The following is an 11,367-nucleotide window of genomic DNA, read 5'->3' on the forward strand; positions in this document are numbered from 1 at the left end:
GCCCGTGACCAGGAGTGAGCCATGACCGGCGTACTGACCGTCGACCGTCCCCCGCAGCCCACGGCCCCCACCCGCTACACCGTGGGCCTCGCCCGCACCGAGGAGGACGTGCGCGCGGCCCAGCGGCTGCGGCACGACGTCTTCGCGGGCGAGATGGGGGCCCTGCTGTCCACCTCGCAGCCGGGCCTCGACGTCGACGCCTTCGACGCGTACTGCGACCACCTGCTCGTCCGCGAGGAGGTGTCCGGGCAGGTCGTCGGCACCTACCGGCTGCTGCCCCCGGAGCGCGCCGCGGTCGCGGGCCGACTCTACTCGGAGGGCGAGTTCGACCTCACCCGCATCGACTCCCTGCGCCCCAACCTGGTCGAGGTCGGCCGCTCCTGCGTCCACCCCGACCACCGCGACGGCGCCGTCATCAGCCTCATCTGGGCCGGCATCGCCCGCTACATGGTCGACCACGGCCACGAGTGGCTGGCCGGCTGCTGCTCCGTCCCGCTGGCCGACGGCGGCACTCTCGCCGCCGCGACCTGGGACCGTGTGCAGGCCAAGCACCTCGCCCCGGAGGAGTACCGGGTACGGCCGCTGCGGCCCTGGCAGCCGACCGCCCCCGTCCCCGCCACGCGCATCGAACTGCCCGCCCTGTTGCGCGGCTACCTCCGCCTCGGCGCCTTCGTCTGCGGCGAGCCCGCGCACGACCCGGAGTTCGGCGTCGCCGACCTGTACGTGCTGCTGTCGATGCGCCGGGTCAACCCGCGCTATCTGCGGCACTTCCTCTCCCTCGTCCCGGCGTGACGGACATGGCTGCCACGGGTGTCTCCGCGGTGATCACGGGCAGTACGGGCCACGCGCCCGACAAGGGAACCCTCTGGCGGCCCAGCGCCCCCTGCTCCCCGCGGACCTGCGTCGCCGCGACGGGACCGGCCAGGGCCGTCCCCCTGGCCGCCCTGCGGATCGCGGCGGTCCTGTTCCTGCTCGTTCTCGGGTTCGTGGTCAGCCCGCTCGGTTCCCGGATCCCCGCCGGACTCGTCCGGCGCTGGTGCCGCTGGATCGTCCGGGCCGCGGGGGTGCGGATACGGGTGGACGGGGGCGCGGCGCCGGACGGCGGGCTGCTGCTCGTCGCCAACCACGTCTCCTGGCTGGACATCCCGCTGCTCGCCGCCGTGCGCCCGGCCCGGATGCTCGCCAAGTCCGAGATCCGTCACTGGCCGGTCGCCGGCTGGCTGACGGCCCGCAGCGGCGCCCTGTTCATCGACCGGGACCGGATCCGCGCCCTGCCCGAGACGGTGGCCCGGATCGCCGGGGCGCTGCGGGCGGGCGACGCGGTCACCGTCTTCCCCGAGGGCAGCACCTGGTGCGGCCGTGCCCAGGGCCGCTTCCGCCGTGCCGCTTTCCAGGCCGCCCTCGACGCGGGCATTGCGGTGCAGCCGGTGCGGCTGCGTTACCGGAGCACGGCGGCCGCCTTCGTCGGCGACGACCCGCTGCTGGCGTCGGTGTGGCGGGTGGCCAGGGCACGCGAACTCGTCGCCGAGGTCGACGTGTTGGCGCCGATCGCGCCGGACAGCCGGGCAGACCGCCGTTCTCTGACCCGGGCCGCCGAGATGTCGGTGCTGCTCGGGGTGCAGGAGGCCCGGGTTCCCGGTCCGCCGCGCGTCGTGCCGCTCCCGGCGCCCGCCCCCGGCCGCGCGGAGCCTGCCGAGCCCCTTACGGCATGACCCGGGCGAGATAGCGCGCCGTCGCGCTGTCCTGCGCGCGTGCCACCCGAGCGGGCGGACCCGCCGCCACGATGCGTCCGCCCGCGTCACCGCCGCCCGGCCCCAGGTCGATCACCCAGTCCGCGCCCGCGACCACGGACATGTCGTGCTCGACCACCACCACGGTGTGCCCCGCGTCCACGAGCCCGTGCAACTGGCGCATCAGCACCTCGACATCGGCCGGGTGGAGCCCGGTGGTCGGCTCGTCCAGCAGGTAGAGCGTGTGGCCGCGACGGCCGCGCTGCAACTCGCTCGCCAGCTTGATGCGCTGCGCCTCACCGCCGGACAGCTCGGTGGCGGGCTGCCCGAGCCGCAGATAGCCGAGGCCCACGTCCAGCAGGGTGCGCAGGCTGCGGGCCACGGCCGGGGTGTCCGCGAAGAACTCCGCCGCCGCCTCGACCGTGAGGTCCAGCACCTGCGCGATGTTCCGCTCCCGGTACGCCACTTGGAGCGTCTCGGGGTTGTAGCGGGCCCCGCCGCAGTCCGGGCACGGCGCGTACGTGCTCGGCAGGAACAGCAGCTCGACGCTGACGAACCCCTCGCCCTGGCAGGTCTCGCAGCGCCCGCCCGCGACATTGAAGGAGAACCGTCCGACGCCGTACCCGCGCGCCCGCGCCTCGTCGGTGGCCGCGAACACCTTGCGCACCACGTCGAAGAGGCCGGTGTAGGTGGCGAGGTTGGAGCGCGGGGTGCGCCCGATCGGCTTCTGGTCGACCGAGACCAGCCGCCCCACGCCCGCCATCTCCTCGGTGATCTCGCCGATCAGCGTGGACTTGCCCGACCCCGAGACCCCGGTGACGGCGGTGAACACGCCGAGCGGGAACTCGGCGGTCACCCCGCGCAGGTTGTGCCGGGTGACCGGGCCGACCTTCAACTGGTCGCGCGGGGTGCGCACTTGGCGTACGGCGGCGGGCGAGTCGTCGAACAGGAAGCGCGCGGTGGCCGACTCGGCGACCGTCGCCAGCTCCGCCACCGGCCCGCTGTGCAGCACCCGCCCGCCGTGCTCACCGGCCCGCGGCCCCACGTCGACCAGCCAGTCGGCGCCGCTCACGACGTCGAGGTGGTGCTCGACCACGAACACCGTGTTCCCGGCCGCCTTCAGCCGCTCCAGCACGCCCAGCAGGGCCTCGGTGTCCGCCGGGTGCAGCCCCGCGGACGGCTCGTCGAGGACGTACACGACACCGAACAGCCCGGACCGCAACTGGGTCGCGAGGCGCAGGCGCTGGAGTTCGCCCGCCGAGAGGGTGGGGGTGGCGCGGTCGAGGGCGAGGTAGCCGAGGCCGAGCTCGACGACGGGCGCGATCCGGGAGCCGAGGTCCTCGGTGAGCACACGGGCCGTCTCCGACGACGCCTCGCCCTTCAGCAGATCCGCCAGCTCCGTCAGCGGCAGCGCCGCCAGCTCGGCGATGGTCCGGCCCGCGAAGGTCACCGCCAGCGCCTCGGGCCGCAGCCTGCTGCCACCGCACCCCGGGCAGGGCGCGGCGGCGAGGAACCGCTCCGCCCTGGCCCGCAGGGTCGGGCTCTTGGAGTCGGAGAACGTCTTCATGACGTACCGCCGGGCGCTCATGTACGTGCCCTGGTACGGCCGTTGGATGCGGTGGGCCTCGCGCACCGAGTGGACGGTGACGACCGGCTGCTCGTCGGTGAACAGGATCCACTCCCGCTCCTTTGCGGGCAGCTCGCGCCAGGGCCGGTCGACGTCGTACCCGAGCGCGTCCAGGATGTCCCGCAGGTTCTTGCCCTGCCAGGCGCCCGGCCACGCGGCGATCGCCCCCTCCCGGATCGACAGCGCCGGGTCGGGGACCAGCAACTCCTCGGTCGTACGGTGCACCCGGCCGAGCCCATGGCACTGAGGGCACGCCCCGGCCACCGTGTTCGGCGAGAACGCGTCCGAGTCCAGCCGCTCGGCGCCCGGCGGGTAGTCGCCGGCGCGGGAGAACAGCATCCGCAGCGAGTTGGACAGGTTGGTGACCGTGCCCACGGACGAGCGGGACGTCGGCGCCGAGCGGCGCTGCTGGAGGGAGACCGCGGGCGGGAGTCCGCTGATCTCGCCGACCTTCGGCGCGCCGACCTGATGGATCAGCCGGCGAGCGTACGGCGCGACCGACTCGAAGTAGCGGCGCTGGGCCTCGGCGTAGATCGTGCCGAAGGCGAGCGATGACTTCCCCGACCCCGACACGCCCGTGAACACGGTCAGCACATCCCGCGGAATGTCGACGTCCACCCCCTGGAGGTTGTGCTCACGGGCACCGCGGACGCGGACGTAGGGGTCGTGCGGGGAGTACATAAGGCCCAGAGTCTATGCGAGCCGGCCGTACGCCTGTACGAGCCACGGGCCACCTGATGTTCATGAACCCGTCGGCTCACCCACACCGGCCGACCGTACGGTCACGCCAGTCTCTCTTCCTACCGAGGAGCATCGTGAGCGCTTCAGCTCTGAGCACTCTCACCGCCGCGCTGCTGATGGTCACGGGTGCCGCCGCCCCGCAGCCGGTCTCCGTCTTCGCCCGCGTCGAGACGCCCGCCGTGTACGACGACGAGGCGGGCGGCAACGCCGACGCCGACGACCCGGCCGTCTGGGTCGACCCCCGCCACCCGGGCCGCAGCCTCGTGATCGCCACCCTCAAGGAGGCCGGCCTCGACGTCCACGGCCTCGACGGCAGGCGTCTGCAGCGCATAGCCGCGCCCGCGGCGCCCGGCGAGGACGCCGCGCCGGGCCGCTTCAACAACGTCGACGTCGTGTACGGCTTCGAGCTGGACGGCGAGAAGACCGACCTGGCGCTGGTCAGCGACCGCGGCAGGGACCGGGTGCGGGCCTACGCCATCGACCCGGCCGCCGTGGCGGCGGGCAGGCCCCCGCTGAAGGACGTGACGGCCGCGAACGCCGCGCCGGTGTTCTCGGCGAGCGAGACCGAGGTCGACGACCAGCGCACCGCCTACGGCCTGGCCGCCTTCAGCGACGACGACAACGCGTACGTGGTGGTGTCGCGGCGCGAGGAAACCCGTGTACGCCTGCTCCAGTTGGAGGACCAGAACGGTCGCGTCGGCTACAAGACCGAGGACACCCTCGATCTCCCCGCCTCCTTCACGCTGCCGAACGGCACCGAGTGGACGCCGTGCGCCGACCCCGGGGAGCGTCCGCAGGTCGAGGGCATGGTCGTCGACCAGGAGGAGCACGTGCTGTACGCGGCCCAGGAGGACGTCGGGCTGTGGCGGGTCGACCTCGACGACGAGGAGTTCGAGCGGCCCGAGCTGATCGACCGGGTGCGGGAGTACGGCACACCGTGGGGGTATGACGCCGAGGAAGAGGAGTGCGTCCTCGACACCGCGAACGACCCCGGCTACGGCGGTGAGCACCTGAGTGCCGACGCCGAGGGCACCGCGATCTACCACGCCGCCGACGGCAAGGGCTACCTGCTCGCCTCCAGCCAGGGCGACGACACCTTCGCCGTGTACGAGCGCCAGGGCCGCAATGCCTACCTCGGCTCCTTCGCCGTCACCGACGGCGCCGCCACCGACGGCGTGCAGCACTCCGACGGCAGCGCCGTGGTCAACGTCCCGCTCGGCCGGTCCTTCCCCAAGGGCCTGCTGGTCACCCACGACGGCGAGGCCACGCCCGCGGACGGGGACCGGGAGGGCACGAACTTCAAGTTCACCGGCTGGGAGTCGGTGGCCACCGCGTTCCCGAAGCCGCTGACGATCGACACCGAGTCGTTCGACCCGCGCGACCCGGACTGAGCCATCGCCGGCCGCTCGCCCGGATCACCCGTTGGCGATCCGGGCGAGCCTGCGGTACGAGTCCACCAGCGCCGCACGGTCGAACGTACTGGTCGTGACCAGCACCTCCTGCGCCCCCGTCTCCTTCAGCACCGACTCCAGCTCGTGCGCGACCTGCTCCTCGGTGCCCGCGATGTGCCCGGTGAGGCCGCCCTCGTAGAAGCCGCGCTCCTTCGCGGTCATCGCGAGCGCCTCGACACGCTCGGCGGGCGGCAGCGCGGGGAACGTGCCGTGCGTGCGCGAGTACGCCATCGACCAGGCCTCCGGCACGAGCAGCCGCCGGGCCTCCTCGGGCGTGGCGGCCACCGCGACGGAGCCGGAGATCACGACGTACGGCTCGGCGGCCCAGGGGGAGGGCCGGAAGTGCTCGCGGTAGTGATCGATCCCGCGCAGCATCTTCTCCCTGGTCCTGAGGTCACCGATGACCATCGGCAGGCCCGCGCGGGCCGCGATGTCCGCGCCCTCGCCCATGGCCAGCACGAACGGCGGCACGGTCAGGCCCTCGGCCGGCCGCGCGTGCACCCCGGTCGGCGAGCTGCTGCGGAACCAGCCGAGCAGCTCCTGGATTTGCCCCGCGAAGTCCTCCGCGTCCCCCTTGTCCCGGCCCAGCGCCTTGCGCACTCCGTCGGTGAATCCGACGGACCGGCCCAGCCCCATGTCGACCCGCCCCGGGAACAGCGACTCCAGCACCCCGAACTGCTCGGCCACGACCAGCGGCCGGTGGTTGGGCAGCATCACTCCGCCGGTGCCGACCCGGATGGTGCGGGTCGCGGCGGCGACGGCGGCGGCCAGCACCGTGGGCGCGGAACCCGCGACGCCGGGCACGCCGTGGTGTTCCGACACCCAGAACCGGTGATAGCCGAGCGCCTCGACCTCCTGCGCCAGTCGAACGGTGTCGCGCAGCGCCTCCGCGGCCGGGTGGCCCTCGCGGGTGCGGGAACGGTCGAGGACGGAGAAGCGGGTCGCGGCGATCACGGAGCTCATGCAGGGTTCAACACCTGGGAGCCCGCAGGATTCCGCAGGGCTCCCCAAGACGCCTCACGGCGCGATGTTGTGGTTCAGGCGGAACAGGTTGCCCGGGTCGTAGCGCCGCTTGAGGTCCCTGAGCCGGTCGTGGTTCGTGCGGTAGTTGGCCCGTACGCGGTCCTGGTCGTCGCCGTCCATGAAGTTCACGTAGCCGCCTCCCATGGAGTGCGCTTCCAGCGCCCCGTGGAAGGCGCGCACCCAGCCTTTCTGGGCCTCGCAGTCCTCCCGGGTGGTCAGCGTCGGGCTGAGCGCGATCGCGTAGTCGGCGTCCCGGTAGGAGAAGGCGGTGTCCTCCGGGCCGACGCGGTGGCAGGCGCCGTCGATGGGGAAGACGACGGTCACGCTCTGGATCGAGGGAGTGGCGGCGCCGTACTCGACGAGGGCGTCGACGGCTCCGTCCGGCAGCCCCTGGGTGAAGGAGCCCTTCCAGTAGTGGTAGAGCCCGGCGGGCACCAGGTCGTCGAAGAGCGTGTTGATCACCGGGTAGGGCATGCGCTCCAGATGCCGGCCCACCACCGGCCCGAGTGCGGCGATCCGGTCCCGGATGCCGTCGTCCTCGTCCGCCGGCCCGCTCCAGCAGGCGATCAGGCCGCACAGCGGCCGCCCGTGCCAGCGCTCCGGCAGGAACGGCACCGGTGGTCCGAGCCCTACGACGAACACGGCGCCGAGCCGTTCGTCCGCCTCGGCGACCAGCTCCCGGTAGCGGCGGATCACATCGGCGTCGAGCGGGAAGAAGGTCGGCCCGCCGAGGATGTCGGCGACGGGATGCAGCCGGTAGGCGAACGACGTCACGACCCCGAAGTTGCCGCCACCCCCGCGCACCGCCCACATCAGGTCGCCGTGCTGGTCGTCCGTGCAGGTCATGAAGGATCCGTCGGCCGTCACGAGGTCGACCGAGAGCAGGTTGTCGCAGGCCAGGCCGCAGCGCCGGGCCAGATGGCCCATGCCGCCGCCGGTCGTCAGGCCGCCCACGCCGGTGGTCGAGACCATGCCGCCGGTCGTGGCCAGCCCGAACGCGTGCGTGGCGTGGTTGACGTCCGCCCAGGTGCAGCCGCCCTCCACCCGGGCGATGCGGGCCTCGGGGTCGACGCGGATCCCGCGCATCCGGCCGAGGTCGAGGACGACCCCGCCGTCGCAGGTCCCGTAGCCGGGGACGCTGTGGCTGCCGCCGCGCACGGCGAGCGGCAGCCCCTGGTCGCGGGCGAAGTCCACCGTGGCGATCACGTCGCCGGCGTCGACGGCCCGCACGATGATCGCCGGTCGCCGGTCGTGCATGGCGTTGTAGACCTTGCGGGCCTCGTCGTAGGCCGGGTCGCCGGGCTGGACGACCTCGCCGCGCACGGCTCCGCGCAGCCGTTCCAGCAGCTTTTCGTCGAGGGTGGGTGTGTAGGTGGCCATGACTCCACCTGCTTTCCGCTCCGGGCTCGGGAAGGGGTACCTCTCCGGTCTACGCCGGGACACCTGCGCGTTCATCGCCGGAATCGCCCATCACCGGTTGGTCCGGCATGGGCAGAACGGCCCATGGGCGCGCCCGCCTTCAGGTGAGGCCGTGCTCGTACGCGTACGCCGTCGCCGCCGCCCGCGAGGACACGTCGAGCTTGGCGAAGATGTTGTTCAGGTGCCGGGCGACGGTGTGCTCGCTGATCACCAGCTCGGCGGCGACGGCCCGGTTCGTGCGGCCCGCCGCGACCAGCCGCAGCACCTGGATCTCCCGCTCGGTGAGCCTACCCGGCCGCGGCCGGTGCACATCGGCCAGCAGGGCCGCGGCCCGGCGGGTGTCGGGTACGGCGCCGAGCTGCCGGAAGGTCTGCTCGGCGGACCGCAGCTCCATCCGGGCACCCTCGTCGTCCCCGGCGGCCCGGTCGGCGGCGGCCAGGGTCATCCGCACCTGGGCCGCCTCGTACGGCACCCGCAGCTCCAGCCACAGCGTCAGCGCCCGGCGCAGGTGGGGCAGCGCGCGGTCGAGGTCACGGGCCGCGAGGGCCAGGGCGCCGGAGGCCGCCGCGGCGCTCGCGTGCAGCAGCGTCGTCGACGAGCCGCACCGCCGCTGCCACTCCCGGGCCAGGGTTCGCAGCTCCTCGGCGGCCGCGCGGGCCTCGGCCGTCCGGCCCAGCGCGAGGCAGACCTCCACCCGGGCCGCGAGCAGTCCGCACCGTTCGAGACCGCCGGCCCCCGCCGGGTCGGCGAGCGCGAGCCGCAGCGCCGTGGCCGAGGCGTCGGCCTTCCCCTGGGCCAGCCGCAGCAGGGCGAGGCCGGGCTGCGGGTCGCGGCCGAGTTCGTGGGTGCGGTCGTACGACTGCTCGGCCGCCGCGAGCTCGCCGCGCCGCCGCTGGATCTGGCCGACCACATAGACCGCTTCGGCGGCCATCCGACGCTCGTACGGCAGCAGTTCCGCGCAGGTCCGCTCGGCCTCGCTCAGCGCCTCGGGCCAGCGGCCGCGCAACTCCAGCACCTGGACCCGGTGCACCCGGCACAGCCCGCGGAAGTTGTTCTCGTCCGGCATCGCCGCGCACCACCGCATGGCCGCCTCGGTCCATTCGGCGGCGCGTTCCAGATCGGCGCAGGCCATGGACTGCTGGAGGCCCAGGCAGTAGATCCACCCGGTGAAGAAGGAGCTGAGCTCACCCGCCATGGCCGAGCACATCACCTCGTCCAGGAGCGCGAGCCCTTCACCGACACGCCCCTGCGCCACCAGCACGCCCGCCTGCGCCTGGACGCTCATGGCGAGCAGGTCCGGGCTGCCGCGGCGCCGGGCGATCCCGGCCATACGGCGGGCCGTCGCCATCGCCTCGTCGAACGCGCCGCGCCGCTGGGCGTCCTCGGTGTCCACCCAGGCGAGATAGCACTGCTCGACACACTCCGGCTCACCGCGCAGATGCCGCCGGGCCCGGCGCAGCCAGCCGGCGGCCACGGCCGCGCGCCCCGCGAGCTGGTGCTCGTAGAACAGCAGCCAGGCCATGTGCCCCGCCCGCCGGTCCGCGCCCGCCGCGACATACCCGGAGTAGGCCCGCGTCCGGTGCGCGATCGACTCCTCGACGCGGCTCGTCCACCAGGCGGCGTCGGCGAACGCGGCGCAGTCGTCGGGGGTGAGGCAGGCCGGGTCCAGGCCGCCGAGCAGCTGGTACGCCGCCGCCCACGCCTCACGCGCGACGGCGTCCCTGGCCTGCCGCAGGCTGTCCGCGGCCGCCCTGTCGATCGTCCGCTCGGCCATCCGCGGCTCCCTTCTCGCACGCTGCGAGCAGGACCGGCCCCTCACCAGAATAGGCGGGCCGAGCGGCGGGGGAGTCAGTGAACGGACGCCTGGAGCGGTGCCGCGTGCTCGTGCTCGCAGGTGTCGTCGATGCCGTACGTGTCCCAGGCCGGGAACGGGTCTTCGGCCGGGATCCCCTCGCCGTCGGCCATCAGACAGTCGGCCAGCGCCGCGCGGAGCGCCGCCGCGTCCAGGTGCGTGCCGATGAGGACCAGCTCCTGTGCGTAGGGCGCGTCGGTGTCGTGCGCCGCGCTGGGCTCGAAGCGGGCGACGGAGCCCGCCTGCGACCACAGCCCGGTCACCCGCGGTCGGCTGGCGAGGGTGAAGAACCCCTTGGAGCGCAGCACCTTGCCGTATACGCCGCTGTCGAGGCGCTCGGTGACGAAGGTCCACAAGCGGCCCGGGTGGAAGGGGAGTTCGGAGCGGAACACCGTGGAGGAGATGCCGTACTCCTCGGTCTCCGGCACATGGTCGCCGTTGAGTTCGCGCACCCAGCCCGGTGCCTGCTGGGCGCGTTCCAGGTCGAACAGCCGGGTGCCGAGCACCTCCCGGAGCGCCACGCGCCCCTGGACGGCGTCGACGAGCCGCGCGGCCGGGTTGAGCCGGTGCAGCGCCGCCCGCAGTCGGTCCGCCGTCGCGCCGTCCACCAGGTCCAGCTTGTTGAGCACGATGACGTCCGCGAACTCGACCTGGTCGACCAGGAGGTCGCTGACGGTGCGCTCGTCGTCCTCGTACTGGTCGAGGCCGCGCTCGGCGAGTTCGTCACCGCTGTCCAGCTCGGAGAGGAAGTTGGCCGCGTCCACGACCGTGACCATGGTGTCCAGGAGGGCGAGGTCGCCGAGGGTGGCTCCGTCGTCGCGGGCGAAGGCGAAGGTGGCCGCCACCGGCATGGGTTCGGAGATGCCGGACGACTCGATGAGGAGGTGGTCGAAGCGGCCCTCGCGGGCGAGCCGGTCGACCTCATCCAAGAGGTCGTCGCGCAGGGTGCAGCAGATGCAGCCGTTGGTCATCTCGACCAGGCGCTCCTCGGTCCGCGACAGCGCGGCCTCGCCGCCCCGCACCAGCGCGGCGTCGATGTTGACCTCGCTCATGTCGTTGACGATGACCGCGACGCGCAGTCCCTCGCGGTTCGCCAGGACATGGTTGAGCAGGGTCGTCTTGCCCGCCCCGAGGAAGCCGGACAGGACGGTGACGGGCAGACGGCGGTCGTACGGCATGTCCGGTCAGCCTTCGGGGCGCAGCAGCCCGCGCTCGTACGCCTTCACCAGGTGCTGCGGCACCAGGTGACGCACGCCGTCGACCGTCACGGGCACGAGCTGCGGCGTCGTGGCCTTCCACTGGGCGCGGCGGTGGCGGGTGTTGCTGCGGGACATCTTCCGCTTGGGGACAGCCATGTCGGACCTCCTCGGTGGGTGAACACCGAGGAGGCTATATGAAAACGGATCCCATTAACAATTGACGGTCGCCTCCGGGCCGATCCTTCGCCCCGCTAGGGCCTGTTGCGAAAGTGGATCTTGTTCGTTGATGATCACGTCCCGTGGGACGTGGGGATCTGACGAACGG

General features: G+C 73.2%; 9 protein-coding genes. 3 read left to right on the top strand and 6 right to left on the bottom strand.

The features are described 5' to 3' along the window. Positions 1-21 precede the first annotated feature (21 nt). Both ACP4J3_RS44905 and ACP4J3_RS44910 read left to right on the top strand, forming a co-directional pair. Positions 22-792: a GNAT family N-acetyltransferase gene (locus ACP4J3_RS44905; RefSeq protein ID WP_426543002.1), complete on the top strand. Its 771-nt coding sequence runs from the start codon at positions 22-24 to the stop codon at positions 790-792. Positions 793-797: 5 nt separating this feature from the next. Further along, a complete protein-coding gene (locus ACP4J3_RS44910; protein ID WP_426543020.1) occupies positions 798-1,712 on the top strand; it encodes a lysophospholipid acyltransferase family protein in 915 nt (304 codons plus the stop codon). Here the strand turns inward: ACP4J3_RS44910 and ACP4J3_RS44915 are convergent. Next, entirely contained in the window at positions 1,702-4,038 is a 2,337-nt protein-coding gene (locus ACP4J3_RS44915; protein ID WP_426543004.1) for an ATP-binding cassette domain-containing protein, read from the bottom strand. The two genes, ACP4J3_RS44910 and ACP4J3_RS44915, sit on opposite strands and share 11 nt — an antisense overlap. Before the next feature lie 134 nt (positions 4,039-4,172). Between ACP4J3_RS44915 and ACP4J3_RS44920 the strand changes: the two genes are divergently transcribed. Then, the gene (locus tag ACP4J3_RS44920; RefSeq protein WP_426543006.1) at positions 4,173-5,489 is read left to right on the top strand and encodes a phytase; all 1,317 of its coding nucleotides are present in this window, start codon (positions 4,173-4,175) and stop codon (positions 5,487-5,489) included. Positions 5,490-5,513: 24 nt separating this feature from the next. Here ACP4J3_RS44920 and ACP4J3_RS44925 read toward each other — a convergent pair whose 3' ends face one another. The 5 genes from ACP4J3_RS44925 to rpmF form a co-directional block, all read right to left on the bottom strand. Continuing rightward, the gene (locus ACP4J3_RS44925; RefSeq protein WP_426543008.1) at positions 5,514-6,512 is read right to left on the bottom strand and encodes an LLM class flavin-dependent oxidoreductase; all 999 of its coding nucleotides are present in this window, start codon (positions 6,510-6,512) and stop codon (positions 5,514-5,516) included. 54 nt (positions 6,513-6,566) lie between these two features. Continuing rightward, entirely contained in the window at positions 6,567-7,952 is a 1,386-nt protein-coding gene (locus ACP4J3_RS44930) for an FAD-binding oxidoreductase (RefSeq protein ID WP_426543010.1), read from the bottom strand. A gap of 139 nt (positions 7,953-8,091) precedes the next feature. After that, positions 8,092-9,765 (bottom strand): LuxR C-terminal-related transcriptional regulator, encoded by a 1,674-nt coding sequence (locus ACP4J3_RS44935; RefSeq protein WP_426543012.1) that lies wholly within the window; start codon positions 9,763-9,765, stop codon positions 8,092-8,094. 74 nt (positions 9,766-9,839) lie between these two features. Further along, the gene (locus ACP4J3_RS44940) at positions 9,840-11,021 is read right to left on the bottom strand and encodes a GTP-binding protein (RefSeq protein WP_426543014.1); all 1,182 of its coding nucleotides are present in this window, start codon (positions 11,019-11,021) and stop codon (positions 9,840-9,842) included. 6 nt (positions 11,022-11,027) lie between these two features. Beyond that, the gene (rpmF, locus tag ACP4J3_RS44945) at positions 11,028-11,198 is read right to left on the bottom strand and encodes a 50S ribosomal protein L32 (RefSeq protein WP_194048965.1); all 171 of its coding nucleotides are present in this window, start codon (positions 11,196-11,198) and stop codon (positions 11,028-11,030) included. Positions 11,199-11,367: the final 169 nt, after the last annotated feature.

Origin of the sequence: Streptomyces sp. UG1 (assembly GCF_049974585.1) — a bacterium.
Lineage (GTDB): Bacteria > Actinomycetota > Actinomycetes > Streptomycetales > Streptomycetaceae > Streptomyces.